The organism is Delftia sp. GW456-R20 (assembly GCF_001622915.1).
GTDB classification, from domain to species: domain Bacteria; phylum Pseudomonadota; class Gammaproteobacteria; order Burkholderiales; family Burkholderiaceae_C; genus Comamonas; species Comamonas acidovorans.
The window spans coordinates 1,160,881-1,185,879 of the sequence record NZ_LWCN01000004.1 but is presented as its reverse complement, the minus strand read 5'-3'; the positions used below and the strand labels follow the sequence as shown (position 1 = coordinate 1,185,879).

General features: G+C 68.8%; 23 protein-coding genes and 1 tRNA gene. 8 read left to right on the top strand and 16 right to left on the bottom strand.

What is annotated here, in order from left to right; genetic code table 11:
* Positions 1-308: 308 nt before the first annotated feature.
* The 4 genes from A4F85_RS10675 to A4F85_RS10665 all read right to left on the bottom strand — a co-directional run bounded on the left by A4F85_RS10675 (position 309) and on the right by A4F85_RS10665 (position 4,268).
* Positions 309-385 (bottom strand) — tRNA-Arg (locus A4F85_RS10675).
* 85 nt (positions 386-470) lie between these two features.
* Positions 471-2,228, bottom strand: a complete 1,758-nt coding sequence (locus A4F85_RS10670; protein WP_013803103.1) for a M14 family metallopeptidase — start codon at positions 2,226-2,228, stop codon at positions 471-473.
* A complete protein-coding gene (locus tag A4F85_RS30535) occupies positions 2,225-2,374 on the bottom strand; it encodes a hypothetical protein (protein WP_156517002.1) in 150 nt (49 codons plus the stop codon). Before A4F85_RS30535 ends, A4F85_RS10670 begins: the two co-directional genes overlap by 4 nt.
* 94 nt (positions 2,375-2,468) lie before the next feature.
* Positions 2,469-4,268, bottom strand: coding sequence for a DEAD/DEAH box helicase (locus tag A4F85_RS10665; RefSeq protein WP_063326567.1), 1,800 nt, complete (start codon positions 4,266-4,268; stop codon positions 2,469-2,471).
* A gap of 267 nt (positions 4,269-4,535) precedes the next feature.
* Here A4F85_RS10665 and ettA point away from each other — a divergent pair, with 267 nt between their 5' ends.
* The 3 genes from ettA to A4F85_RS10650 all read left to right on the top strand — a co-directional run bounded on the left by ettA (position 4,536) and on the right by A4F85_RS10650 (position 10,174).
* A complete protein-coding gene (gene ettA / locus A4F85_RS10660) occupies positions 4,536-6,197 on the top strand; it encodes an energy-dependent translational throttle protein EttA (protein ID WP_013803101.1) in 1,662 nt (553 codons plus the stop codon).
* A 60-nt stretch (positions 6,198-6,257) separates the two neighbouring features.
* A complete protein-coding gene (locus A4F85_RS10655; protein ID WP_063326566.1) occupies positions 6,258-8,861 on the top strand; it encodes a DUF1631 family protein in 2,604 nt (867 codons plus the stop codon).
* Positions 8,862-9,028: 167 nt separating this feature from the next.
* Entirely contained in the window at positions 9,029-10,174 is a 1,146-nt protein-coding gene (locus A4F85_RS10650; RefSeq protein WP_012204753.1) for an FAD-dependent monooxygenase, read from the top strand.
* Positions 10,175-10,180: 6 nt separating this feature from the next.
* Here A4F85_RS10650 and A4F85_RS10645 read toward each other — a convergent pair whose 3' ends face one another.
* The 10 genes from A4F85_RS10645 to A4F85_RS10600 form a co-directional block, all read right to left on the bottom strand.
* Positions 10,181-11,191, bottom strand: coding sequence for a P1 family peptidase (locus A4F85_RS10645; protein ID WP_063326565.1), 1,011 nt, complete (start codon positions 11,189-11,191; stop codon positions 10,181-10,183).
* Between the two features lie 66 nt (positions 11,192-11,257).
* A complete protein-coding gene (locus A4F85_RS10640) occupies positions 11,258-11,659 on the bottom strand; it encodes a copper-binding protein (protein ID WP_063326564.1) in 402 nt (133 codons plus the stop codon).
* A 14-nt stretch (positions 11,660-11,673) separates the two neighbouring features.
* Complete coding sequence (locus A4F85_RS10635; RefSeq protein ID WP_013803096.1) at positions 11,674-12,183, bottom strand: DUF411 domain-containing protein; 510 nt, start codon at positions 12,181-12,183, stop codon at positions 11,674-11,676.
* A gap of 35 nt (positions 12,184-12,218) precedes the next feature.
* Positions 12,219-12,710 (bottom strand): cupredoxin domain-containing protein, encoded by a 492-nt coding sequence (locus A4F85_RS10630; RefSeq protein WP_063327955.1) that lies wholly within the window; start codon positions 12,708-12,710, stop codon positions 12,219-12,221.
* Between the two features lie 20 nt (positions 12,711-12,730).
* Complete coding sequence (locus A4F85_RS10625; protein WP_034392056.1) at positions 12,731-14,113, bottom strand: multicopper oxidase family protein; 1,383 nt, start codon at positions 14,111-14,113, stop codon at positions 12,731-12,733.
* Position 14,114: 1 nt separating this feature from the next.
* On the bottom strand, positions 14,115-15,563 hold the full coding sequence (locus tag A4F85_RS10620) for a TolC family protein (RefSeq protein WP_063326563.1): 1,449 nt from the start codon (positions 15,561-15,563) through the stop codon (positions 14,115-14,117).
* Positions 15,560-15,919 carry a hypothetical protein gene (locus A4F85_RS10615; protein WP_063326562.1) on the bottom strand — a complete coding sequence of 120 codons (360 nt, stop codon included), beginning with the start codon at positions 15,917-15,919 and terminating at the stop codon, positions 15,560-15,562. Before A4F85_RS10615 ends, A4F85_RS10620 begins: the two co-directional genes overlap by 4 nt.
* A 121-nt stretch (positions 15,920-16,040) precedes the next feature.
* Positions 16,041-16,550 (bottom strand): hypothetical protein, encoded by a 510-nt coding sequence (locus tag A4F85_RS10610; RefSeq protein ID WP_063326561.1) that lies wholly within the window; start codon positions 16,548-16,550, stop codon positions 16,041-16,043.
* A 30-nt stretch (positions 16,551-16,580) separates the two neighbouring features.
* On the bottom strand, positions 16,581-16,967 hold the full coding sequence (locus tag A4F85_RS10605) for a DUF3703 domain-containing protein (RefSeq protein WP_063326560.1): 387 nt from the start codon (positions 16,965-16,967) through the stop codon (positions 16,581-16,583).
* Positions 16,964-19,150, bottom strand: coding sequence for a heavy metal translocating P-type ATPase (locus tag A4F85_RS10600; protein WP_063326559.1), 2,187 nt, complete (start codon positions 19,148-19,150; stop codon positions 16,964-16,966). The genes A4F85_RS10605 and A4F85_RS10600 overlap by 4 nt, the downstream gene beginning before the upstream one ends.
* 39 nt (positions 19,151-19,189) lie before the next feature.
* Between A4F85_RS10600 and A4F85_RS10595 the strand changes: the two genes are divergently transcribed.
* From A4F85_RS10595 to A4F85_RS10580, 4 genes are all read left to right on the top strand, one after another.
* Entirely contained in the window at positions 19,190-19,654 is a 465-nt protein-coding gene (locus A4F85_RS10595) for a Cd(II)/Pb(II)-responsive transcriptional regulator (RefSeq protein WP_013803089.1), read from the top strand.
* A gap of 72 nt (positions 19,655-19,726) precedes the next feature.
* On the top strand, positions 19,727-20,530 hold the full coding sequence (locus A4F85_RS10590; protein WP_012204765.1) for an MlaE family ABC transporter permease: 804 nt from the start codon (positions 19,727-19,729) through the stop codon (positions 20,528-20,530).
* 65 nt (positions 20,531-20,595) lie between these two features.
* On the top strand, positions 20,596-21,588 hold the full coding sequence (locus A4F85_RS10585) for an MlaD family protein (RefSeq protein WP_013803088.1): 993 nt from the start codon (positions 20,596-20,598) through the stop codon (positions 21,586-21,588).
* Positions 21,585-22,319 carry a hypothetical protein gene (locus A4F85_RS10580; RefSeq protein ID WP_063326558.1) on the top strand — a complete coding sequence of 245 codons (735 nt, stop codon included), beginning with the start codon at positions 21,585-21,587 and terminating at the stop codon, positions 22,317-22,319. The genes A4F85_RS10585 and A4F85_RS10580 overlap by 4 nt, the downstream gene beginning before the upstream one ends.
* A 59-nt stretch (positions 22,320-22,378) precedes the next feature.
* Here the strand turns inward: A4F85_RS10580 and A4F85_RS30875 are convergent, their stop codons facing one another.
* Positions 22,379-22,543: a hypothetical protein gene (locus A4F85_RS30875; RefSeq protein WP_013803086.1), complete on the bottom strand. Its 165-nt coding sequence runs from the start codon at positions 22,541-22,543 to the stop codon at positions 22,379-22,381.
* Between the two features lie 235 nt (positions 22,544-22,778).
* Positions 22,779-23,807 (bottom strand): porin, encoded by a 1,029-nt coding sequence (locus tag A4F85_RS10575; RefSeq protein WP_013803085.1) that lies wholly within the window; start codon positions 23,805-23,807, stop codon positions 22,779-22,781.
* Positions 23,808-24,336: 529 nt separating this feature from the next.
* Here A4F85_RS10575 and A4F85_RS10570 point away from each other — a divergent pair.
* Entirely contained in the window at positions 24,337-24,975 is a 639-nt protein-coding gene (locus tag A4F85_RS10570; protein ID WP_034392075.1) for a LuxR C-terminal-related transcriptional regulator, read from the top strand.
* The last annotated feature ends 24 nt before the right edge of the window (positions 24,976-24,999 follow it).

Below are 24,999 nucleotides of genomic sequence, written 5' to 3'. Positions count from 1 at the left end.
ATTTTCAATCAATCGGGACCGTGAGATCACGCGGCCGTCGTGTTGCATCTGCGCCGAGCGGACGCCAGGAGACAGCTCTTGTGCGCCATCGATCCTGCCCGTAGAGCACGGCAATGTCCCGGTGCTTGCCGTTAGTCAGGCACGTAGTCAGGCACGTCGAACCCACTCCGGATGGCATCACGTCACGCGTGTATCGCGCCACCGGGGCGCCGTTGGACGACATCGAAAGCTAGGTGTACCTGAAGCCCGAGGCCAGCGCGGGCCCTTGGACTTCTTTGGACGTATTGGGATTTCTTGGGATGCCAGGATGGCCTGCCCGGAGGGACTCGAACCCCCGACCTATTGCTTAGAAGGCAATTGCTCTATCCGGTTGAGCTACGGGCAGGTATGGCCGCTGACGGGCCAGCGCGGATCATACCCGCAATGGGTGGGCGCTCAGGGCTTGGCGGCGTGCCCTGGCGCCCTTGCCGTCATTCGGCGTCGTCTTCTTCCTCGAAAACCACCGAAGGAGGCGCCATCACGCGCGCCATGTCGGTCATCGTGGGAACCAGGCCGCGTGCAAGGTAGCTGTAGGGTGTGTCCGGCTCCAGCGCCGCAGCGGCAAGATTGGCCATGGGCTGGTTCATCGTCAGGTAGTAGCTGCCCACGGGCGCTTCGACGGCGCCGCGCGTGAGCGCATAGGCGCCGCTGGCGGGCGTGGCCGAGCGGGCTTCGTTGTACGAGTCGGCCAGCAGCTGGCCGGGCTCGGCCACCTTGAGCACCTGCAGGCCCAACAGCCGCAGCCTGTCCACGGCGGGCTGGGCGCTGGCGGACAGCCAGTAGCCGCAGGAGCGCGGGCGCGACAGCGTGGTGCGCGGCTGCAGCGAAGCGTTCCAGTCCACGCGCACCTGCTGGTCGGCGCCCGTGTCGGGCTGGATCATGGTGAGGGTGCGCTGCTCGGGCGTCTGCTCGGCCAGTACGGCCAGTTGCTGGTGGCAGGCAAGGGAGGCGGTCTCGCGCGCCACGAAGGCCTGCACCTGGGTGAGGTCCTTGGCGCGCTCGGCGCTGGAATGCAGCATGCGTGTGGACGCGGTGACCAGGGTGTGCACGCGCCGCTGGATGTGGGCGCGGCCCAGGTCCGAGCCACGGCTGCTGACCAGGTAGCCCACCGAGTTCTTGAGCCCGCTGACGTTGCGCAGCGAATCGGGCGCGAGGCTGCCCATGGAGATGGACTTGTCCTGCAGATCCTGGCTGGTGGTGTAGTACCAGTCGCTGCTCAGCCCGGCCTGTGACAGCGCGGTGCGCAGCGGCGCCGTGTACCACTCGCGCGCAGCCTTGGTCACGAATTCATTCTGGTTGGCCGTGGCCGAGTACTGCAGCAGGGCGTCGTAGCGCTGTATGGCCTGGTACTTCTGCAGGAAGATGCTGGCGGCGGGGAATTCCTGCAGGTCCACCACGGCGACGGGGCGGTAGTCGCGCGCCAGCGTGGCCAGGGCCTTGGCCTCCGGCGTGTTCAGGAGAAGGTGGTCATGGGCGATGTCGGTGCCATCGGCTGCATTGCGCGTGCCGGCTTCCACGGCGTCGGGGTTGGCGCGCGGCACGAGGATCACGTTGATCTGCTGCAGCAGCGGCTCCAGCAGGCCGCCGGGAGCGAGCTCGCGGGCGATGATGAGCAAGGCCTCCGTACCCGCAGGTTCGTCGCCGTGCTGGCCGGCCACGAGCATGACCGTCGGGCGGCGGCTGTCATAGAGCGCCGACGGCTGAATGCCGGGTGCGCGCGTGGCCACCAGGGCCTGGATGGGGCTGCCGCGCTGCGAGCTGCCGGGCTGCACGATACCCAGGCGCGTGTCGCGGCCCAGGGATTTGCTGGCCTGGCTGTTCAGCCAGGAAGACAGTTCGCTGGCCGTGGTGAACTGGTTGCGCTGCGGCGCCAGGCCCGGTGTGTCGTAGCGGGTGGCTGGATCGGGAAAGCGCGCAGCCACGGCCGCGTTGTAGGGCAGGGGGACCAGGTTGTTGGCCGGCGCGATGGGCTGCGTGGTCGCCTGCGGCACCACCGGGGTGGCCGGGGCCGGCCGGGTGGGGGCGGGCGCCTGGGGCTTGGAGGTGGTGGGCCATGGCGGCAGCGGGGTGCTGGCGCAGGCGGAAAGCAGGGCTGCGCACGCCAGGGCCGACCACCGCAACCTGTCCTGTGGCAGCTCCGAATCGGGGCGCTGGCTGGAGGGGGTGGCGTGTGGGGTCTGCAGTGTCATGGCGTGGCCTTGAGGAACCAGTCGGGGGAGTCTTTGAAATCCGGGAAAAGGGCGCGGCCTTCAATCGCCGCAGGCCGCAATGCTATCGGGATGATAGCCATGCAGGCTTGCGGCGCGCTGTCGGCTGAATGCGCAATCTGCGCCATGTGAAAAGGGCTGCAGCCCCGGAGAGATGCAGCCCTTTTTTGCTGGCGGATTCCTCGGCTTGCCGCAGGGCATGCCAAGGAGCCGTGGTGCAGGTCAGCGACCGTAGCCGCCGCGCGAGGGGCCGCCACGGCCACCGCCGCCGAAGCCGCCACCACCGCCGCCGCCACCATTGCCGCCGCGGTTGAAGCCGCCACGGCGGCCGCGTTCGGCCATGGTGTCCACGCTGGTGCGCATCGGATCGGGCTGGCCGCCACCTGCGCTGCCACGGGGGCCGCTGCTGCGTGCATGGCCCAGCTGGGTGCCCAGGTGGGCATCAGCGCGCGGGGGTTGGTCATCGAAGCGACGGACACCACCGCCGCCTTCGCCGTCAGGGCGCGGGCCGCGCCGGGGGGCGTTCTGGGGGGCTGCCTTGGGACGGTGGGCGGCGCCGGAGCCATTGCCCGGACCATCGAAGCGATCGCGGCGCGGCTTGTTGTTTGCGCTTGCACCGGCGTGGTTGCGGCCACGGCCCTGGCCGCCGGCGTTGCCTTCGGAGCGGCCTTCGTCCGAGCCGGCCTTGGGAGCCTGGCCACGGCCGCCTGCGCGGCCGCCACGGTCGGGCTGGGTGGCCTTGGTGGTGCGGATGCGGTCCATCATTTCCTGGCGCGCAGCCTTGGCGGCGGCCTGCATGACGTCACGGCTGGGCGGCTTGCCTGCACCGCCCCAGATGGTCTGGCGGCCCATGGCAATGGGCTCGGCCACTTCGTCCTCTTCGGGGCCGAAGCCTTCGAGCACCTGCACCGGGATTTCCTGCTTGGTGAAGCGCTCGATGTCCATCATGAAGCCTTCTTCGTCCATGCAGACCAGGCTGACGGCGTGGCCTTCGCGACCGGCACGGCCCGTGCGGCCGATGCGGTGCACGTAGTCCTCGGACACGTTGGGGATCTCGTAGTTCACGACGTGCGGCAGCTCGTCGATATCGATGCCGCGTGCAGCGATGTCGGTGGCGACCAGGGCGCGCAGCTCGCCGGTCTTGAAGCCGGCCAGGGCCTGGGTGCGGGCGCTCTGGCTCTTGTTGCCGTGCAGCGCCATGGCGCTGATGTTGTTCTTGGTCAGGAATTCGGCAACGTTGTTGGCGCCGAACTTGGTGCGCGTGAACACCAGAACCTGGCTCCAGTTGTTCTCGTTGATGATGTGCAGCAGCACCTGCTTTTTCTTGCCGCGGCCCACGGGGTGGATCACCTGGGTGATGCGCTGCACGGTGGTGTTGCTGGGCGTGACCTGGATGGACTGCGGGTTGCGCAGCAGGCCGTTGGCCAGGTCGCGGATCTCGTCGCTGAAGGTGGCCGAGAACAGCAGGCTTTGCTTGTCCTTGGGCACCAGGGCCAGCACCTTCTTGACGTCATGGATGAAGCCCATGTCCAGCATGCGGTCGGCCTCGTCAAGCACCAGGACTTCGACGGTGGACAGGTCCATGAAGCCTTGCTGCTGCAGATCCAGCAGGCGGCCCGGCGTGGCGACCAGGATGTCCACGCCCTTCTTGATGCGGTCGATCTGGGGCTTCATGCCCACGCCGCCGAAGATGACGGTGGAGTTGATGTCCAGGTACTTGGCGTAGCTGCGCACCGATTCCTCGACCTGTGCGGCGAGTTCACGCGTGGGCGTCAGCACCAGGGCGCGGATGCCCTTGCCGCCGAACTTGTTGCGCGGCACCTGGCCTTGCGAGAGGCGGTGCAGCATGGGCAGGGTGAAGGCAGCGGTCTTGCCGGTGCCGGTCTGGGCACCTGCCAGCAGGTCGTGGCCGGCGAGCACCGCAGGGATGGCCTGTGCCTGGATGGGAGTCGGGTTCTCGTAACCCTCCTCAAGCACGGCCTTCAGAATGGCGGGAGCCAGATTCAGTTCTTCAAATGTCATGTGATCAAAGATGCGCCCGTCCGGGGCGCTGGGTATCTGCCTGTCGAGGCAACCAGGGCGGTTGCCGGACCAGTCGTAGGCGGATGTAGTTCAATGTCGGGAGCCTGGAAAACAGCGTCCATCGTCCCCAGCTGGAATGCTGATGTCACGGGCAACTGGAACCCGTGACGCAGGGTATTGTCGCATGCGCGGATAATCACGGCTGGCGTGCAACCGATTTGTTGCCCGGTTTTTGCAGAAATCAACGATTCAAGTACTCGGACCAGAATGGCTCAATACGTTTTCTCGATGAACCACCTCACCAAGACCGTGCCGCCCAAGCGGCAGATCTTGAAGGACATCTCTCTAAGCTTTTTCCCGGGCGCCAAGATCGGCGTGCTGGGTCTGAACGGCTCGGGCAAGTCCTCGCTGCTCAAGATCATGGCTGGGGTGGACAAGGAATTCGAAGGCGAGGCGCTGCCCATGCAGGGCCTGTCCATCGGCTACCTGCCGCAGGAGCCGCAGCTCAATGCGGAGCACACCGTGCGCCAGGCCGTGGAAGAGGCCATGGCCGAAGTCAACGCGGCCCGTTCGCGCCTCGATGAAATCTACGCCGCCTATGCCGAACCCGACGCCGACTTCGACGCGCTGGCCGCCGAGCAAGGCGAGCTCGAAGCCAAGATCGCCGCTGCCGGCACCGACTCCGAGCACCAGCTGGAGATCGCTGCCGACGCCCTGCGCCTGCCGGCCTGGGATGCCGTGATCGGCAAGCTGTCCGGTGGCGAAAAGCGCCGCGTGGCCCTGTGCAAGCTGCTGCTGTCCAAGCCCGACATGCTGCTGCTTGACGAACCCACCAACCACTTGGACGCCGAGTCCGTGGAATGGCTGGAGCAGTTCCTGCACCGCTTCACCGGCACCGTGGTGGCCATCACCCACGATCGCTACTTCCTGGACAACGCTGCCGAGTGGATTCTGGAACTGGACCGTGGCCACGGCATTCCCTACAAGGGCAACTACTCCGAATGGCTGTTCCAGAAGCAAAGCCGCCTGGAGTCCGAGCAAAAGGGCGAGGAAGCCCGCGCCAAGGCCCTGAAGAAGGAACTGGAGTGGGTTCGCCAGAACGCCAAGGGCCGCCAGACCAAGTCCAAGGCCCGTATCGCGCGCTTCGAGGAACTGAGCGATTTCGAATACCAAAAGCGCAACGAAACCCAGGAAATCTTCATTCCTGTGGCCGAGCGCCTGGGCACCCAGGTCATCGAGTTCAACAACGTCACCAAGAGCTTTGGCGACCGCGTGCTCATCGACAACCTGACCATGAACATCCCCGCTGGCGCCATCGTCGGCATCATCGGCCCCAACGGTGCCGGCAAGTCCACGCTGTTCAAGCTGATCGCGGGGCGCGAGCAGGCCGACTCCGGCGAAGTCATCGTGGGCCAGACGGTCAAGATGGCCTATGTGGAGCAGACGCGTGACGCGCTGGCCAACGACAAGACGGTGTGGGAAGACATCTCGGGCGGGCTGGACATCATCAACGTCGGCAAGTTCCAGATGGCTTCGCGTGCCTACGCAGGCCGCTTCAACTTCAACGGCCAGGACCAGCAAAAGAAGGTCGGCAACCTCTCCGGCGGCGAGCGCGGCCGCCTGCACCTGGCCAAGACGCTGATCCAGGGCGGCAACGTGCTGCTGCTGGACGAGCCGTCCAACGACCTGGACGTGGAAACCCTGCGCGCGCTGGAAGATGCGCTGCTGGAGTATGCGGGCACGGTGCTGGTGATCTCCCACGATCGCTGGTTCCTCGACCGTATCGCCACGCACATCCTGGCCGCCGAAGGCGATTCGCAATGGGTGTACTTCGACGGCAACTACCAGGAGTACGAAGCCGATAAGAAAAAGCGTCTGGGCGAGGAGGGTGCCAAGCCCAAGCGCATGCGCTACAAGGCACTGAAGTAAGCATCAAAGGCAAGCCTCAAAGCGCCTCCGGCACGGGCTGGAGCCTGTATTCTTCGGGCCATGAATCCTCCACCCGTTTCTGTTGCCGCGTTGCAAGCCTGCCTGGTGCAGGCTGTGCGTGGCTCGGAGGCGCTGATCCTGCGGCTGCTGCAGCGCACGGCGCATGCCATGGAGCAGGCCGACCAGCCGGGCTCGGGCCTGCCGCGCCGCGCTGAAATCCCCGAGGCGCTGGAGCTGCTGGCCCGCCACCGGGCGCCCATGCTCAAGGGCTATGGGCGGGCGCTGCTGGAATGCTTTGGTCAATCCGGCGGCGCTGCGGCCTGGCCCCCTGTGCCTGGCATGTCCGGTGCATCCGGTGTGCCCGGAACCACCGATTTCGCCTCTCTCTCCCTCCTGGACGACTCCGTGCTGCAGTCGCAGCTGGCCCACCAGCGCCTGCTGCAGCATGTGGCGCCGCAGGTGGAGATCGCGCTGGCCGAGCTCGATGCCCTGGTCAGTGCCGTCCAGGGCCTGGACCGTGTCCAGCCCGAACGCAATCCGCTGCGGCCCCACAGCTATGTGCAGGCGCTGCAGCGCGTGATCGACGACACCGGGGTGGACCCCGGCTCCGCCGCCTGCTGGCTGGGCTTCATGCGCGAGCACCTGGGTGCGCTGCTGGTGTCCGAGTACGGCCATATCGCCCAATCCCTGCGTGACAAGGGGGTGCAGCCTGCGGCCTATGGCCTGGCGCCGGCACAGGCCCCATCGCCCGACGCGGGGCGCCGCCATTCCGACCTGCCGGGGCAAAGCCGCTGGCGGGCGCCTTCCCACTATGGCGATGCCGTGGCCCAGAGCCGCGCCTATGGCTCCTTTGGCCAGCAGGCCCAGGAAGATGAGCTGACGCGGCGCCTGGTGGCCGCCCTGCTGTCCGATCCACGCTGGATGGATTCGCACCGCGAGGCGCCCACTTCGGCGCCTTCTTCCATGTTGGCGCTGGCCCACACATCCGCCTATTCCGTGCCCGGGCAGTTTGCGCCGGCCATGGACGGCGCAAGCCGCCTGCAGACCACCGCCCGGCAGGGCAGCGAGACGGCACCCACCGTGCTGGCGGCGCTGCCCGAAGGCTGGACTTCGCTGAGCTGCATGGCGCTGGAGTCCGTGCAGCACCACTCGGCCCAGCTGGAGCAACTGATGCAGGCGCTGCAGCCGCCCGAGCAGCAGGAGCCCGCACCCGGCGTGCGTGCCGACGACGGCGCCGCGCTGCACACCCTGCAGCGCATGATGCGTTTCATGGCGGCCGACACGCGCTTGCTGCCTTCCGTGCAGCGCACCGTGGGCCGTCTGGAGCCGCTGCTGCAGCAGCTGGTGGTCCAGGACGCACGCTTTTTTGAAGACCGCAGCCACCCCGCGCGCCAACTGCTGGATGAGCTGACGGCACGCAGCCTGTGGTTCGACAGTGAATCCGCGCCGGGCTACGGACAATTCCTGCAGGTGGCCGATTCCGCCGCCATGCGGCTGGCGGCCCTGCAGCGTGCCGATGCGTCGGCCTTTGCCACGGTGCTGCAGCAGCTGCGCGACGGTTGGGGCGGCAGCGGCATGCAGCCCGTGGGTCCTGGCGAAATGCCGGAAGGCGGCACGGTGACCGGGCCTGTCTCGGCTGCGCTCAGGCATGTGGAAAGGCGGGGCGTGGACCCGCGCTGGCCCGAAATCGCCATGCCCAGGGCCGAGCAGATTGCAGCCGCCATCCGGCGCCTGCCCAGCGCCCAGGGCGTGCCCGATGACATTCTGGAATTCGCCACGGGACCCTGGGCCGAAGTGATCGCCAGCGTTCAGGAACCCGTGGACGGCAGCGAGGCCCGGGACCCCGGCGGCTATCTGGCCCTGGTGCCCAGCCTGCTGTGGAGCGTGTCGGCACATGCGGGCCGTGATACCGACCGCCTGGTGGCGCTGGCACCCCGGCTGCAGGCCCGGCTGCGCGCCGGCCTGCGCAGCGTGGGGCGTACGGAAGAGGAAATCCAGGCCTTTGCCGCGCGCCTGGCCGGCCTGCACCAGGATGCGCTGGATGCCGGTGTGGTCCGCCAGCCCATAGAGAGCGTGGACATTTATCTGGACTCCGTACCGCCGACCATCTACGGGTCGGACTCGGTGCTGGCGTCCCTGTCTTCCTCCACTGGTGCGGCAACGCTTGGCCAGACAACGCCCGGCTCCCTGGCGGGCCGTCTGCCGCAGTCTTTGTTTGGCGTGGCGGCCTCCCTGCCGGTGCCGCTCGATGTGCGGCGGCCGATGGTGGACGATATCGGCGCGCTGACCGAGCAGGACCTGGAGCTGCCCGAGGCGCTGCAGTATGAGCTGCCGGCCACCCCGGCTGCACAAGCGCCGCAGGCCCTTGCTGGGCTTGCGGGGCAGGCTGCGTTGGCCGTTGGCGAAGCCGCCCCGATGCCTGCCGAGCCCGCGCTGCCCCTGGAGCCACCGCCGCCGGTGGTTCCCGTGGTGTCCGAAGACTGGGCGCTGGGCACCTGGGTGGAACTGTCCAACGCCCGGCAGTGCATCCGCACCCAGCTGACCTGGGTCAGCCCGCAGCAGACGCTGTTCCTGTTCACGGCCACCGATGGCAGCACCCAGTCCATGACGCGCCGCATGCGCGACAAGCTGCTGGCACAAGGGCAACTGCGGCGCGTGGACTGAGGCGCCTGCCGGACATGCGCCGGCGCCGATGGGGACGAATCGTGCCCAATTCGGGCCTTGCGGAGGTTGAGGCCTGAGGCCTGTCAAAAAGACAATGTCCTGCATCGGTGCGCTCCGGATCACGGGGCGCATCACCGAATAGACCCCACCAGCAGGAGACAGGAACCATGGCGCGTTTGAGGATAGGCATCGTCGGAGCAGGCATTGGCGGACTGGCGGCAGCCAATGCGCTGCACCAGGCAGGGCATGAAGTATTGGTGTTCGAGCAAAGCCGGCAGTTTCTGCGCGTGGGCGCGGACATCAACCTCACGCCCAATGCCGTGCGCGCCCTCGATGGCCTGGGCGCCGACATTGCCGCCGCCGTGCGCGCCAGCGCCGCCCGGCCCACGCACCGCATCAGCCGCAACTGGGACACGGGCGAGGAAACCTCGCGCCTGACCATGGGTGACGAGGCCGAGCGCAAGTACGGCGCCCCGCAGTTGACCATCCACCGCGCCGATCTGCTGGCCGCGCTGGCCGATGCCTTTCCGCTGGACCAGGTGCAGTTGGGCAAGCGTGCCAGCCAGATCACGCAGACGGGGCAAGGCGTGGATATCGCCTTCACCGATGGCAGCGAAGTGGCCGGGCTGGACGCACTCATTGGCGCGGACGGCATCCACTCCGTGGTGCGCGCGGCCCTGTTCGGTGCCGAGAGCCCGCGCTTCACGGGTGTGGTGGCCTTCCGCGCGGTGGTGCCCACCGAGCGCGTGCGCCATGTGCCCGACATCCAGGCCTTCACCAAATGGTGGGGCGCCACGCCGCAAAGCCAGATCGTGACCTTTCCTCTGAACCAGGGGCGCGACACCTTCATCTTCGCCACCACGGCCCAGGATTCCTGGCACGAGGAATCGTGGACCACGCCCGGCAGCGTTGAGGAGTTGCGCGGCTTCTACGCCGATTTCCATCCCGATGCCCGGGCGCTGCTCGACGCCTGCGATGGCGTGCTCAAGACTGCGCTGTACGAGCGCGATCCCCTGCCGGCCTGGTCGCAGGACCGCATCACGCTGTTGGGCGATGCCTGCCACCCGATGATGCCCTTCATGGCCCAGGGCGCAGGCATGGCCATCGAAGACGCCGTGGTGCTGGCCCGCAACCTGGATGCCGCCCCGGGTCCGCAGCAGGTGCCCGAGGTCCTGGCGCGCTACCAGGCCATGCGCATGCAGCGCACCAGCGAGATCCAGATCGGCTCGCGCGGCAACAACTGGCTGCGCGCCGGTGGCAATGCCGATGGCGTCTACGGCTACGACGCCTGGGCGGTTGCGCTGCAGGCCTGAACCCGGTCAGGGCCGGCAGGCGGCCAGTTCCCTGGCGCAGGGCAGCTCCAGCCCTTCGGCCGTGGTCAGCGACTGCGCGGCCAGCACGGCGCGCACCGTGGCCAGGGCGACGGCCTCGGCGGCCATGGCGGACAGGGTCAGCATGCCCAGAGAGTGCTCGGCCAGGCCGGTGCCCAGGGCGAACAATGTGTCGCCATCGCTCATGGTGTGCACGGGGCGTATGGCGCGTGCCAGGCCGTCATGGGCCACCACGGCCAGGCGCTGGGCCTGGACCTTGGTGATGCGTGCATCGGTGGCAATCACGCCGATGGTGGTGTTGGTGCCTGCCAGCAGCGGCCGGGGCTCTTCGCCGCGCAGCAGGGCACGGCAGGTGTCGTGCAGCTGGCGGCCATCGGGGCTGCGCGCGCCGGCCAGCAGCGCGCCGCTGTGGGGGTCGACCACATCGCCCACGGCATTGCAGGCGATCAGCGCGCCCACGGTGACGCCGTGCACGGTGAGCGAGGCCGTGCCGATGCCACCCTTCATGGCGCGATCCATGCCGAAGACCTTGCCCACGCAGGCGCCCATGCCGGCGCCCACATTGCCCTCGGCAGGCCGCGCGGCGCTGGCGGCCTGGCAGGCCGCATGGCCGGCATCGGCACCCGGGCGGATGCGGCTGTCGCCCACCGCCAGGTCGAACAGCACGGCGGCCGGCACGATGGGCACGCGGCCCACGCCCACATCCAGCCCTATGCCCTGCTCATCGAGCCAGCGCATGGCGCCGCTGGCAGCGTCCAGCCCCCATGCGCTGCCGCCCGAGAGCATGACGGCATGCACCTGCTGCACCAGGTTGGAGGGATGCAGCAGGTCGGTCTCGCGCGTGCCGGGGGCGGCGCCACGCACATCGCAGCCCCCCACGGCACCGCCGCGCGCCAGCACGACGGTGCAGCCCGTGGGCCGGCGGGCATCGGTGTGGTGGCCTACCTCGATGCCCTGTACGCGGGTGATGGAGCCGGGGTCTGAGTCGGTGCTTGGCATGCGCTGCTCTGCTCGGTGATGGACAGGCCTTCACCTTAGCCGAAACGGCAGCCCTGCACCCGCTCTTCAGCGCAGCACTTCCAGCTGCGTGACCACGAAGGCGCCCTGGTCCTGCTCGGCGCGAAAGCGCACCTTGTCGCCGGCCTTGAGGGCGGGCTCGGGTGCAGCCACGCGCAGCTGGAAGACCATGGTCATGGGCGGCATGCCCAGGTTCTTGAGTTCGCCGTGGCGCAGCGTGACCTTGCTGGTGCGAGCATCCCAGCGCGTGACCTCGCCTTCGCTGAGGTCCTGGCTGGCGGCGGCAGGTGCGGTTTCTGCAGATTGCGCGCCATGCGCCGCATGGTCGTGGGCCGTGGCCTGGGCACCGGCCCAGGCCGGGATCAGCGCGGCGGCAAGGGCCAGGCGCACGGCAAGGGCGGTACTGGACGTACGGGACGTACGGGAAACAAGGAGGGCTGTGTTGTGCATGGTGTGCTCCGGGTTCAGCGGTAGCTGGTGAAGGTGCGGGTGGAAACGTCGCTGTTCATGAGGTTCTTGGTGATCAGCAGCACCTCGTAGGGGTCCTTGCGGCCGCCGTACTCGGGGCCGTCCATGCCGGGGCTGCCCACGGGCATGCCGGGCACGGCAATGCCCACCGCCTTGGGCTTTTGCTTGAGCAGCTTGTGCACGTCGGCCGCAGGCACATGGCCTTCGAGCGCATAGCCTTCTACCAGGGCCGTGTGGCAGGAGCCCAGGCGCGCCGGAATGCCCAGCCTGGCGCGCACGGCGCTGTTGCCGGTGTCGTGCACGGTGACGGCAAAGCCGTTTTGCTCCATGTGCACCACCCAGTCCTGGCAGCAGCCGCAGTTGGGGTCCTTCCAGACCTCGACGGGGATGCGGGCCGTGGGTGCGGCCGCCCACAGCGAAGGGGCGGCGAATGCCGTGCAGGCCAGGGCCATGCGGCGCAGCGCACTGCGGCGCGGGTGGGCGGATGCCATGCGTTCATGTTTCATGGGGTGCTCCTGAAGGGGTGGAAGAAGTGGCGCGCTCATTGCGTCACCGTGATGGTTCCGCGCATGCCGGCCTGGTAGTGGCCGGGGATGAGGCAGGCAAAGTCGAAGCTGCCTTCGCGGTTGAAATTCCAGACCAGGTCGCCGGATTTGCCGGGCGAGACATGGGCCATGTAGGGCTCGCCGTGCTCCATGGTGGGGAACTTGAGCATCATCTGCGCGTGCTCGTCCAGCGAGGCCGGCGTGCCCAGCACGATCTCGTGCATGACCTGGCCTTTGTTGGCCACGCGCAGGCGCACCGTCTCGCCGCGCTTGACGCTGATGCGCTCTGGCGTGAAGCGCATGTTGTCGCTCATGTCCAGGGTGATGGTGCGCCGGGCGGCCGAGGCATCGCCGGCAATGCCCCAGGGCTTTTGCTCCTTGACCGCGGCGGTCTTGGGAGCTTCATCGTGGGCTTCGCTGCCATGGGCGAAGACGGCAGCGGGGCCGGCGAGCAGTGCGGTGGCGAGGAGGAGGGCAAAGGTGTTCATGAGGTGCTCCTTGGATGGCATCAGTGGTGCTCATGGCCCGCACCGGGCTTGCGCACGCTGGGTGCGCCGGGGGACTGGCCGGGCGTGGTCTGGCGCGGTGCGGAGGCTTCGGCCGCCGGCCCCTTCCATTCATAGGCCACGCTGCCCTTGGGGTGGGTGAACCAGCCCGGGTCGCCGTAGTCGTTGGCGCCCAGCTGCTCACGCACCTTGAGGGTGGTGAACATGCCGCCCATCTCGATGGGGCCGAAGGGGCCCGTGCCCGTCATCATCGGGAAGGTGTTGTCGGGCAGGGGCATTTCCATGGAGGCCATGTCGCCCATGCCGCGCTCGCCCATGACCATGTAGTCGGGCACGATCTTCTGGATCTTGCCGACCAGGCCCCGGTGGTCCACGCCGATCATGGTCGGCGTGTCATGACCCATGGCGCCCATGGTGTGGTGGCTCTTGTGGCAGTGCAGGGCCCAGTCGCCCAGCTCGTCGGCGATGAACTCCACCTGGCGCATCTGGCCCACGGCCACGTCGGTGGTCACCTCGGGCCAGCGCGCGGACCGGGGCACGGGGCCGCCGTCGGTGCCCGTGACCTCGAATTCGTGGCCGTGCACGTGGATGGGGTGGTTGGTCATGGTCAGGTTGCCCACGCGCAGGCGCACGCGGTCGCCACGCCTGGCGACGACGGGGCTGATGGCGGGGAACACCCGGCTGTTGAAGGTCCAGATGTTGAAGTCCGTCATCTCGGCCACGCGCGGCGTCATGGAGCCGGGCTCCACGTCGTAGGCCGACAGCAGGAAGGCGTAGTCGCGCTGGACCTCGGCGATCTGCGGATGGGCCGCCTTCGGATGCGTGATCCACAGTCCCATCATGCCCATGGCCATCTGCACCATCTCGTCGGCATGCGGGTGGTACATGAAGGTGCCGGGACGGCGCGCCGTGAACTCGTAGACGAAGGTCTTGCCGGGCGGGATGTGCGGCTGGGTCACGCCGCCCACGCCGTCCATGCCGTTGGGCAGGCGCTGGCCGTGCCAGTGCACGGTGGTGTGCTCGGGCAGGCGGTTGGTCACGAAGATGCGGACCTTGTCGCCTTCCACCACCTCGATGGTCGGTCCCGGGCTCTGGCCGTTGTAGCCCCACATGTTGACGAAGAAGCCCGGTGCCACCTCGCGCACCACGGGCTCGGCCACCAGGTGGAATTCCTTGACGCCTGCGTTCATGCGCCAGGGCGTGGTCCAGCCGTTGAGCGTGACCACGGGGCGGTAGGGGCGGCCGTTGGGCGGTGCCAGCGGGGCGGCGGTTTCGGCCGAGGACTGGGTCGCTGCCTCGGGCAGGGCGGCCAGGGCCACGCGGCTGACGGCGGCGCTGGAGACGGCGGCCACGGCCGCGCCGGTGAAGAAGTTGCGGCGGTTCATGTCAGTGGCTCGCTGTGTTCGTGGGAGTCGGTGCGGCGGCGCTGGATGCGGCCTCGACCGTGCCTGGCGAGGTTCCGGCCAGAGCCAGCTGCAGGTCGGTGTCGGCCAGCCAGAAGTCGCGCTGGGCGTCGGTGGCGGTGGCCACGGCCTGGGCGCTGTTGCGGGCCTCGGCCAGCAACTCCCAGACGCTGACGAACATGCCGTTGTAGCGGAGCATGGTTTCGTCCTGGATGAAGCGGCGCAGCGGCAGCACCTCGGCCTGCTGCTGGTGGGCCAGGTCCCAGGCCGTGCGGTAGCGCATCCAGCTGCTGCGCGCCTCGGCCCGCGCCTGGATGGCGCCTTGCTGCAGCTGGGCCGCGCTGCGCTGGACCTCGGCGCGCGCGCGGCCGCTGGCGGCGCCACCCCAGTCGAACAGCGGCAGGGGCAGGTCGATCTCCCAGCCGCGTGTCACATCGCTGTGGCCGGTGGCCCGGTCCGTGGCGGTGTTGCGGTTGTAGCCCAGGCCGATGTCGCCGAACATGGCGCCCAGGCGTGCCCAGCCACGGCGCTCGGCCAACTGGTCCAGGTCGCGGCGCAGGGCGCGCAGGTCCAGGCGCTCGCGCAGCGCGGTGGCTTCGGCATCGTCCCCGGCGCGTAACTGCGTGGCGGCCTGCGGGATGGCGGGCAACTGGTCGGGCAGCTTGAAATCGATGCGCCGTCCCCACAGGCCCATCAGACGGGCCAGTTGCTCATGCTCGGCCGTGGCGGCAAGGCGCGCACGCGCCAGCTGGGCTGCGGTGTCCTGCTGGATGCTGAGCTCGCGTGCCTGCTGCAGCCGGCTGAAGTTGCCCACGCGGGCCATGCGCCGCGCCAGCTCGGCACCGGCCTCGGCCGCTTCGTGCATGCGCTCGCTGGACGCCAGCTGCTGGCGTGCGGCCACGGCGCGCAGCCAGGCGCGGCGCGTGTCGGCGGCCAGCCGCAGCACATCCTGCGCGGCGGTCAGGGTGGCCTGTTCCATCTGCATGCCCTGCCAGCGGCTGCGCCAGGGCAGGGTGATCAGGCTGACCAGGCCAAAGCTCAGCTGGCGCTCGATCTCGCGCTCGTCGCTGTTGACCATGCGGCCCAGGGCCAGCGTGGGGTTGGGCAGGGTCAGGGCCTGAACGCGTTCGGCATCCTGCACGCCCAGTTGCGCCAGGCGCGCCTGCAGGCCGGGGTTGTTGAGCAGTGCGATGCGCACGGACTGGTCCATGTCCAGCGGCTGGCGCAGCCACTCGTCGATGCGCTGCTGCGCCGCGTCGCGGGCCTGCAGATCGGTTGGCGGCAGCTGGGCGCCGTCCGGCAGGCGGCTGGCGGTATGGGATTGGACCGCGCCGCGCAGGCCGTCGGGCGAGATGCTGGCGCAGCCGGCCAGGACCAACACGGCAGCCATGGCGCCGACCAGCCGGGTGGGGGCGAAGAGGGTGCGCTTCATGGCCGGCCTCCGTGCTGCATGTGAGAGCCGTGCGGGGACGGCGCAGGCGTGGATCGGCCGCCCTGGGCGGCTTCCCAGCGCAGGATGTCCATATGGCCGTTGGGAAACTCGGCCACGGCCGCATTGGCCTGGCGCCAGTCGGTCAGCTCGGTTTCCACGGCGCCACTGGCCGGCAGCGGGGCATGGCGCAGCGGCAGGCTGGCCGCAGCCGGATCGATGGCGCCGGTCAGGCCTGCGGAGGAAGAGGCCGGGGGGTGGCTGCCGTCATGGGCTTGGGCCCAGGCAGCGGGGCTGGATGCGGCAAGGGCCGCCAACCCGAATTGGATAAGGGGGACGAGAAAATGCGCACGGCGCATGGTGTTCTCCTGAATGCGAAACGGACAACGCATCCGCGGCCAGACGCCCCGCCATGCCCGCAAGCGGGCTGCCCATGAAGGGGCGGCAGGGATCGCGCGGACGCACTTCGGGCGTCAGGCTTCAGGAAATGGGTGGCTTGATGGCCTGCAGCTTGGCCGCGCTGGCAAAGCGCGCGCTGCCTTGGGGGCGCAGTGCGGCGGACGGCGCTGCGCCGTCCGAACCGATCTGGCCAGGGGTGAAAAGGGCCGAATGGCAGATGCCGCACAGGGTGCAGCTGGGCCCATGTTCATGTTCGCCGCAGCTGCCGCCCGCAGGGCCACCGGCCTGGGGAGCGCAGGCTGCACTGTGCTCGGCGTGTGATGCGTGATCTGGGCCGTGGTCTGCGGCGTGCGCCGCATGATGCTGCTCGGGGCTGTCCGGCGATTGCGTGATTTCCAGCGCGACTTCCCGCGCGATTTCGGGCGCGTGGTGGTGGAGTGCCGACGCCGGAGCCAACGCTGGCGCAGATGCGGCAGCCGGCGCCAGGGCCGACATGACCGGCGCAGCCCCCATGGCCATGGCGTCGCCCAGCAGGCCACGAAGGACCAGCAGCAAGACCAGGACAATGGACAGGGGGCGGCGCATAGGCATGGATGATACCGGACGGTGCTGCGAAGTTCCTCAGGTGCGGGCCCTTCGCCCGGGCGGGCGGCGCGTGGCGCGCAGGGCCTCGGCGATCAGGGCCGATACGGCGGGCGGCATGTCCATGGGCAGGGTGGCCGGCACCGTGGCGCGGCCTGTGTTGCCGCGCGGCAGCCGGTCCAGCAGGTGGCCTGCAGGCACCAGGGCCAGGCGCAGCAACTGGCCTGCCACCTCCCCGCCATCGCGCAGTTGCAGCGCATGGCGCAGCATCCAGCAGTGGGATCGCCAGTGCAGGCCCAGCAGCTGCTGGCCCAGCACATGGCTGGCCTCCAGCAGCAGCCAGCGCTGTGCGGGCGCCTGGTCCTGGCTTGAGCGGAAGCTGTGCAGCAGGTGGGTGAAGGCGGCGCGGCGCTGGGCGTCGGTCATGCCGCCTCCCTGTCGCTGCCCCAGCGGCGCAGCCGCAAGCCGTTGGCGACCACCAGCAGGCTCACGCCCATGTCGGCGAGCACAGCCAGCCACATGCTGGCGTTGCCGGCCAGGGCCAGTGCGAAGAACACCAGCTTGACGCCCAGCGACAGGGCGATGTTCTGCCAGAGCACGGCGTGGGCGCTGCGCGACAGCTCCACCACTTCGGGCAGGCGGCGCAGGTCGTCGTTCATCAGCACCACGTCGGCGGTTTCCATGGCCATGCCCGTGCTGTGCATGCCGCCCATGGCAAAGCCGATGTCGGCCTGGGCCAGTGCCGGTGCGTCGTTGATGCCGTCGCCCGTCATGGCGGTGGGGCCGCGGGTGCGCTGCAGCTCGGCCAGTGCGTCGAGCTTGTCCTGGGGCAGCAGGCCGCCGCGCGCATCCTGGATGCCGGCTTCGGCAGCGATGGAGCGCACGGTGGCCGTGTTGTCGCCGCTGAGCACCACGGGCTGTACGCCCAGGGTTTGCAGGCGTGCCACGGCCTCGTGGGCCTGGGGCCGCAGCGGGTCGGCCACGGCGAACAGGGCACGCACGCTACCAGCATCGGCCAGCAGGGTCACGGTGCGGCCCTGGGCTTCGTGCATGGCCAGGCCGGCGCGCAGCGCGGCGCTGTCCCAGCCTTGCTCCTGCACCCAGCGCAGGTTGGCCAGGGTCCAGAGCTGGCCGTCGATCTCGGCCTGCACGCCACGGCCGGGCAGGGCCAGCAGCTTGCTGACCGAGGACCGTGCGGCCACGGCGGCCACGCCGGCATCGGCCTGGAGGCCGGAAGCAATGGCGCGCGAGACCGGGTGGTCCGAGCGGCCGGCCAGGGCCAGGGCATATGCGGCGGGCTGGCTGGAGTCCTGGGCCGCGTCTTCTTCGCTCCAGGATTTCCATTCGACCAGCTTCGGGCTGCCCGTGGTCAGCGTGCCGGTCTTGTCCAGGGCAATGGCGCGCAGCTTGCGCGCCGATTCCAGCGCCTGGCCGCCCTTGATCAGCAGGCCGCGGCGTGCCGCGGCCGTGAGCGCGCTGACCACGGTGACGGGAGTGGACAGCACCAGGGCGCAGGGGCAGGAGATGACCAGCAGGGCCAGCGCCTGGTAGGCCGCGTCATGCCAGCTCCAGTCCATGACCAGCGGTGCCAGCACCGCCAGCGCAATGGCCAGCACCAGCACGATGGGCGTGTAGACGGCAGCAAAGCGGTCGACGAAGCGCTGGGTGGGCGCCTTGGAGGCCTGGGCCTGCTCCACGGCATGGACGATGCGCGCAATCAGGCTGTCATTGGCCGCCGAGGTGACGCGCATCTGCAGCTCGCCATCCTGGTTGATGCTGCCGGCGTAGAGCTCGTCGCCCGGGGCCTTGTCGGCCAGGGCGCTTTCTCCGGTGATGGGCGCCTGGTTGACCGAGCTTTGGCCTCGCAGGACCACGCCGTCCAGCGGCACGCGCGCGCCGGGGGCCACGCGCACGGTGGCGTCCAGCGCCACGTCGGCGGCGGCCACGCGCTGCACGCTGCCATCGGGCTGGAGCACGTCGGCCGTCTCGGGCGCCATCTGCAGCAGGCTGCGGATGGCATTGCGCGCGCGGTCCATGGCCTGGTCCTCGATGCGCTCTGCCGCGGCGTACAGGGCCATGACCATGGCGGCCTCTGGCCACTGGCCGATGGCGAAGGCGCCCGTGACGGCAATGGCCATCAGCGCATGGATGCCCAGCTTCAGGCGCAGCACGTCGCGGATGCCGGCCTTGTAGACGCCCAGGCCCGACAGGGCAATGGCCAGCACGGCCACGGCCATGCCGCCGTATTGCAGGGCCGGCACGCCGCCCTGGGAGCCGCTGAACCAGTGGGCGGCTTCGGCCAGCACGGCTGCAATCAGCGCGGCCGTGATGCGCGGCCAGCCGGGCAGCACGCTGTGGTCGTGGCCGGCATGGGGATCGCTCTCGTCGTGACCGTGGTCATGGTCGTGGTCGTGGCCATGGCCCTCGCCATGCGCATGCGAGTGGCCTTGGGCCTTCTTGCGGGCCGGCGTGGGCTGGGTGAGGGTGAAGGGCGCGCAGCAATCGGTGCCGCAGGCGGAAGACGGCGAAGTCGAGGCGGGCTTGGAAAGGGCTGGGGAGGCTTTCAGGGCCTCGTTGCCCTGAGGGCTTGGCAGGCGATTGGAGTTCATGCGAGCATTGGAAACGGTGAAGTCACTTCAAGGTCAAGCATGTCACAGCATGAATCTGCGCGCTGGCGCATCGGCGAGGCGGCCAAGCGTTCCGGCGTGGCCGCCGCCAACATCCGCTACTACGAGAAGGAAAGGCTGCTCAGTGCAGGCGTGCGCGAGGACAACCAGTACCGGCTGTACAGCGACAGCGATGTGCACCGGCTGCGCTTCATCCGCCTGTGCCGCGCCATGGACATGTCGCTGGACGAGGTCCGCACCCTGCTGGCGCTGGACGGCGCCAGCAAGGCCGACTGCGTGGCCGCCAACGAAACCCTGGATGCGCATCTGGGCCATGTGCGCGAGCGCCTGGCCGAGCTGCGCGCGCTGGAGCATGAGCTGATGCAGCTGCGCAGCCAGTGCGACGGGTCGGACAGCTACTGCCATCTGATCGAGGCCCTGCACGCCCAGGCCGACGAACCGCTGGCACCCGCCCTGGGCAGCTCCGGCGCCAAGCGCCATGTGTAGCGCCGTCCGCAGCTGCCTGTCTTGCGCCGGCGTCCGACGGACCGTCCCGGTACGGCTCGCTATCATCGCCCGATGAGCCTCAGCCACGCAGCCCTGTCCCTTCCCGACCGCATCTGGGCGGCGCTGCGCGACCATGCGCTGGCCTGGTGGCGCAGCGTCTACCTGGGCGCCGTGCTGCTGGTGCTGGCCATGTCCCCTTCCAGCTACCGGCGCGGCGCGCGGCGTGCCATGGCGCACCAGATCTATGTGCAGACCGGCCCCATCCTGCTGGGTTTCACGGCGCTTGCGGCCCTGTTGTGCGCGGTCATCACGCGCATCGTCATCGTCACGGCGCTGAGCTATGGGCTGTCGCGCTATGCGCTGGAGATGGTGGTGCGTGTGCTGGTGATCGAGCTGATCCCGCTGACGGCCGCGCTGTTCGTGGCCATGCGCTGCACCATTCCCAATGGCACGCTGATTGCGCAACTGCGCGCGCGGGGCCAGCTCCAGGCCTGGCAGGAGCGCGGCTCCGATCCGCTGCGCATGGCCCTGGTGCCGCGCGCCGCCGGGGGCGTGTTTGCCTCGGTCACGCTGGCCGTGCTCAGCTGCGTGGTGGCCCTGGTTACCGTCTACCTGAGCGTCTATGGCTTCACGCTGGCGGGACTGCCCGGCTACACGCGCATCTTCGGCCAGATCTTCACGCCGGCCGTGACCCTGGTCTTCGTGCTCAAGACCTGGTTCTTCAGCCTCACCGTGGCCATCATGCCCATGGCCTCGGGCCTGTATGCGCCGCTGCGGCGCCACCGGCTGGGCGGCGCGGCGCTGGGCGGCTTTGCGCGCATGTTTGCCGTGCTGCTGGTGATCGAGGTGATCTCGCTCATGGGCAACTATTACTGAGCACGCCCGCTGAACTCCACGAACCCCACATGCACGGCAAGGCCCGTGCCAGAACAAGGAATGCCATGACCGATACGCGGCGCACGCCGCCAGACCCCTGGGACGGCGAGGAAATCGAGGCCCTCAAGCCCGTGGCGCACCTGCGCGCCAAGGCGGCTGGACTGCTGCTGTTCACGCTGGTGCTGATTCTTGGATCGGCCCTGTACCTGCTGTACTCGCGCGGCGTGTTCGACGCCACGCAGCGCCTGGTGCTCACGGCCGACGACTCCGAGGGCGTGAGCGTGGGCATGGACATGACCTTCTCGGGCTTTCCGATCGGGCGCGTGCGCCGCATCGAGCTGGCCGAGGACGGCAATGTGCGCATCCTCATCGACGTGCCGCGCAAGGACGCGCACTGGCTGCGCGAGTCCAGCGTCTTCACCCTGGTCAAGGGGCTGGTGGGCGGCACCACCATCAAGGCCTACAGCGGCATCCTCAGCGATCCGCCGCTGCCCGACGAGGCCGTGCGCCCCGTGCTGCGCGGCGATGCCACGGCCGAGCTGCCGCAGATCATGTCCACGGCCAAGGAAGTGCTGGGCAACATCGCCCAGCTCACCGCGCCGGACTCGGCCCTGGGCGGGTCGCTGACCGAACTGCGCGGCCTGGCCGGCCGGGCCCAGGGGCCGGGCGGCGTGCTGGGCGTGGTCATGGGCAGCGAGCAGGAGGCGCGCAAGGTCACGGCCCTGCTGGACCGCGCCAACGCCACGCTGGCCCGCATGGAGCGCATGGTGGCGCGGGCCGACAGCCAGGTGTTCGACGCCGGCGGCGTCATGCCCGAGGTGCGTTCCACCGTGGTGCAGCTCAACGGCCTGCTGGCCGATACGCGCCGCACGCTGGGCAAGGTGGACGCCGTGCTGGCCGAGGCCCAGGCCGTGGGCTCCAATGCGCGCGAGGCCACGGCAGACCTGGGCGCCCTGCGCGCCGAGGTCGAGGGCAACCTGCGCCGCCTCGAAGGCGTACTGGCCGACCTGCAGCGCAAGTGGCCGTTTGCCCATCAACCGGAGTTGAAGCTGCCATGAGTGCTGCCGCCAAGAAACTTTCTGCCGCAACCCTCCTGGCGCGCCATGCCGTCGCCGGCGCCGTGCTGACCCTGGTGCTGGCCGGCTGCAGCAGCCGCCCGCCCGCGCCGGACTGGGCGCTGAATGCCGAATCTGCGTCCCAGCGCGCATCCACCGCCTACCTGGAAGGCCGTCAGCGCGTGCAGGCCATGGAATGGGACAAAGCCCGCGCCGAGGTGGCCGCCACGGGCCGCACCGACCTGGCCGCACGTCTGGAGCTGATGCGCTGCGCGGCCCAGGTGGCCAGTCTCGAATGGGATGACTGCCCCGGCTACCAGGCGCTGGCGCTTGACGCTGCGCCGGCCGAGGCCGCCTATGCGCGGTATCTGCAAGGCAAGCTCCGGCCCGAGGACATTGCGCTATTGCCAGAATTACAGCGCCCCGTGGCACAGGCGCTGCTGGGCGGGTCTGCGCCGGCGCTGGCCGCCGTGAGCGCCATCAAGGAGCCGCTGCCCCGGCTGGTGGCAGCCGGCGCGGCCTTGCGAGCGGGTGCGGCGCAGCCGCAATTGCTGGAGCTGGGTGCCGAAACCGCCTCGGCCCAGGGCTGGCGCCGTGCGGTGATGGCCTGGCTGCTGCTGCAGGCCAGGGCCCATGATCAGGCGGGCGAGGTGGACAAGGCCCAGGCCGTCAGGCGCAGGCTGTCGCTGCTGGAGAAGACGGCCAGCAGTGGGGGCACATCGGCCGGCAAATGAAAACAGCGCCAGTCCGAAAGGGATGGCGCTGGGCAGGCATTTGCAGGCGTTTGCAGGGCTTACATCGACGACAGCAGGGCGCCCGGGTCTTTTTGCAGCAAGGTGTCTGCGGCCGGGGCGGCGCTGTCCAGCCAGAAGGTGGCAACGCTGGCGGCTACGGCAAGCACGACCGTGGCGGTGAAGGCGATGAAGGGATGACGTCCGAAGGGGCTGGGTCTGCGCATGGTGGACCTCCTGTCTGGCAGCGCAGGCAGAGCATTGGGCTGGGCCTGGACTCCATTGCACACCGGATTGCGCAGCGCGGCTGTCGGACAATCGCTTTCTCTCTTGACGTTTGTAAAAAACTGCTGAGAGAAAATTTCTATCGACTTTCAAGAGGCCGAAAAAAAAGCGAGGCAGAGCCTCGCTGAAAGTTCGGGACGTAAGTCCCTGGCCCGTGCTGGCAGGCCAGGCGTCGCCTTAGAAACGGTGGCGGATACCCGCGATCAGGCTGGTGCCCGACTTCAGGTCCGTGATGCGGTCGTGCATCAGCACGGTGTACACATCGGTGCGCTTGGACAGGTAGTGGTCGTAGCCCAGGCTGGCCGTGGTGCGCGTGGAGTCCACGGCGCCGATTTCGGCCTTGGTGCGGGCCAGGGCTGCCTTGATGGTGCCGGCGCTGGTCACGGGCACGTCCAGGCCCAGCGAGTAGGTGCTGTTCTTGCGGTCCAGATCCTTGACCTTGGCCTGGCCGTAGGTTGCGTACAGCTTGGCCACTTCGAAGTTGTAGGTGCCGCCCAGCATCCAGTCGGTCTTGGTGGGCATCACGGCCAGGCTCACGGGGTTGCTGATCTGGGCGCGCTCGTAGAAGGCCACCAGGCTCAGGGGGCCACCGAAGTACATGGCGTTCACGCCGATGTTCTTCTTGCCGGAATCGCCGCCCTTTTCACCGAACTGGTAGTGGACGTTGGCCTGCAGGCCGCCGAACTTGGGCGTGGTGTAGACGACCTGGTTGCTCCAGCCGGTGTCGGACGGCGTGGTCAGGTTGGCCGAGCCCCAGGCTGTCGTGCCCACGTTGGCGTGCAGCACCAGCGGGGAGATGGTGAAGGAGTCGCCGAAGGGGTTGGTCAGGATGGTGGGCAGGAAGTTGGGCGCCATGCCGCGGCCCAGGCGCACCGTGCCGAAGCCGCCGGACAGGCCGACGTTGGCATCGCGCGAGAAGTACGGGTCACCATCGAAACGGCCGGGGCTGCCAGTGTCCACACGCATGAAGGCCGTCAGCTGGAAATCGACCTTCAGGCCGCCGCCCAGGTCTTCCTGACCCTTCATGCCCCACCAGGAGGTGGTCATGCCGCCCGAACCCACGACACCCTTGCCGCTGGCGTCGCCAGCCATGCGCATGGAGCCGGCATAGGCGTCCACCAGGCCAGTCAGCTGGACCGAGCTTTGGGCGTGTGCAGCGCCGGCGCAGGCCAGTGCAGCGGCCAGTGCGATGAAGGAACGTTTCATGTTGAGGAGTCTTTCATTGTTGGAGAGTGGAAACGGGTGGCCAGTGCTGTGACCGGGGCAGACGATGAACCAATCGCCCGGGCTGGGCTACGTGGCAAACCTGGGACAGTGGCGTTTTCGCATCAGGGGCGGGCTGGCGTCGGCACGTCTTTGCGGCCTGCGTGCAAGGCGGTCTTGACTGGCTAAGCCGCGTATTACAACGCATCCCAGCCATTGCGCCGGCCATAAAGTGGTGTCTTTGACACAGTTATGACGAAACTTAATTTGTGTTTTGCACTCTCGCGGCTTGAACACTGCCGTGCACTGGGATGGGGCCGGGGCACCAGGGCTGTGCAGCAGGTCGTTGCAAGAGGGCTCAAAGGTCAATTCAGGGCTCCTTGTTCGTCGGTTGGGCGGTGGATTTGTGCCTGTTGCCAGGCCTTTGGCTGCAACTGATTGCAAACAGCGTGCCAGCTTGCAACCCGGCCATGGACCAGGCATGGGCCCCATGAGCCGGGCATGTGCTTCCAGACGTGTCAGACTCGCGCCCATGTCCGAATCCACCCTGCTCGTTGCCGATGACCACCCGCTGTTCCGCGCCGCGGTGATCCATGTGCTGCGCGAGGCCCTGCCGCAGTTCGCCGTGCTGGAGGCCGCAAGCGCCGCCACGCTGGGCGCGGCGCTGCAGCAGCACCCCGAGATCGAGCTGGTGCTCCTGGACCTGGCCATGCCGGGGGCGCGCGGCTTTTCGGCGCTGCTGCATGTGCGTGGCGAGTACCCCGATGTTCCGGTGGTGGTGATTTCCTCCAACGACCACCCGCGCGTGATCCGCCGTGCGCAGCAGTTCGGTGCCGCGGGCTTCATTCCGAAATCGGCGCCGGCCGAGGCCATAGGCACGGCGCTGCAGGAAGTGCTGGACGGCGGCAGCTGGTTCCCGCCCATGGCCGCCGAGCGCTCCGAGGCCGACGCCGCGCTGGCCGCGCGGCTGGCCCAGCTCACGCCCCAGCAGTTCCGCGTGCTGCTGTGTCTGGCCGACGGCCTGCTCAACAAACAGATCGCCCACGAACTGGGGCTGGCCGAGAACACCGTCAAGGTGCATGTGACGGCCATTCTCAAGAAGCTGGAGTGCTACAGCCGCACGCAGGCGGCCGTGCTGGTCAAGAGCCTGGAGAACGACGGCACGGTCTGAACGCCAGGCCCTGCCGTGCCACGT

Coding starts and splice junctions, on each gene's coding strand:
- A4F85_RS10670 (WP_013803103.1), bottom strand. CDS start 2,228: ATGACACTGCAGACCCCACACGCCACCCCCTCCAGCCAGCGCCCCGAT.
- A4F85_RS30535 (WP_156517002.1), bottom strand. CDS start 2,374: ATGGCGCAGATTGCGCATTCAGCCGACAGCGCGCCGCAAGCCTGCATG.
- A4F85_RS10665 (WP_063326567.1), bottom strand. CDS start 4,268: ATGACATTTGAAGAACTGAATCTGGCTCCCGCCATTCTGAAGGCCGTG.
- ettA (WP_013803101.1), top strand. CDS start 4,536: ATGGCTCAATACGTTTTCTCGATGAACCACCTCACCAAGACCGTGCCG.
- A4F85_RS10655 (WP_063326566.1), top strand. CDS start 6,258: ATGAATCCTCCACCCGTTTCTGTTGCCGCGTTGCAAGCCTGCCTGGTG.
- A4F85_RS10650 (WP_012204753.1), top strand. CDS start 9,029: ATGGCGCGTTTGAGGATAGGCATCGTCGGAGCAGGCATTGGCGGACTG.
- A4F85_RS10645 (WP_063326565.1), bottom strand. CDS start 11,191: ATGCCAAGCACCGACTCAGACCCCGGCTCCATCACCCGCGTACAGGGC.
- A4F85_RS10640 (WP_063326564.1), bottom strand. CDS start 11,659: ATGCACAACACAGCCCTCCTTGTTTCCCGTACGTCCCGTACGTCCAGT.
- A4F85_RS10635 (WP_013803096.1), bottom strand. CDS start 12,183: ATGAAACATGAACGCATGGCATCCGCCCACCCGCGCCGCAGTGCGCTG.
- A4F85_RS10630 (WP_063327955.1), bottom strand. CDS start 12,710: ATGAACACCTTTGCCCTCCTCCTCGCCACCGCACTGCTCGCCGGCCCC.
- A4F85_RS10625 (WP_034392056.1), bottom strand. CDS start 14,113: ATGAACCGCCGCAACTTCTTCACCGGCGCGGCCGTGGCCGCCGTCTCC.
- A4F85_RS10620 (WP_063326563.1), bottom strand. CDS start 15,563: ATGAAGCGCACCCTCTTCGCCCCCACCCGGCTGGTCGGCGCCATGGCT.
- A4F85_RS10615 (WP_063326562.1), bottom strand. CDS start 15,919: ATGCGCCGTGCGCATTTTCTCGTCCCCCTTATCCAATTCGGGTTGGCG.
- A4F85_RS10610 (WP_063326561.1), bottom strand. CDS start 16,550: ATGCCTATGCGCCGCCCCCTGTCCATTGTCCTGGTCTTGCTGCTGGTC.
- A4F85_RS10605 (WP_063326560.1), bottom strand. CDS start 16,967: ATGACCGACGCCCAGCGCCGCGCCGCCTTCACCCACCTGCTGCACAGC.
- A4F85_RS10600 (WP_063326559.1), bottom strand. CDS start 19,150: ATGAACTCCAATCGCCTGCCAAGCCCTCAGGGCAACGAGGCCCTGAAA.
- A4F85_RS10595 (WP_013803089.1), top strand. CDS start 19,190: ATGTCACAGCATGAATCTGCGCGCTGGCGCATCGGCGAGGCGGCCAAG.
- A4F85_RS10590 (WP_012204765.1), top strand. CDS start 19,727: ATGAGCCTCAGCCACGCAGCCCTGTCCCTTCCCGACCGCATCTGGGCG.
- A4F85_RS10585 (WP_013803088.1), top strand. CDS start 20,596: ATGACCGATACGCGGCGCACGCCGCCAGACCCCTGGGACGGCGAGGAA.
- A4F85_RS10580 (WP_063326558.1), top strand. CDS start 21,585: ATGAGTGCTGCCGCCAAGAAACTTTCTGCCGCAACCCTCCTGGCGCGC.
- A4F85_RS30875 (WP_013803086.1), bottom strand. CDS start 22,543: ATGCGCAGACCCAGCCCCTTCGGACGTCATCCCTTCATCGCCTTCACC.
- A4F85_RS10575 (WP_013803085.1), bottom strand. CDS start 23,807: ATGAAACGTTCCTTCATCGCACTGGCCGCTGCACTGGCCTGCGCCGGC.
- A4F85_RS10570 (WP_034392075.1), top strand. CDS start 24,337: ATGTCCGAATCCACCCTGCTCGTTGCCGATGACCACCCGCTGTTCCGC.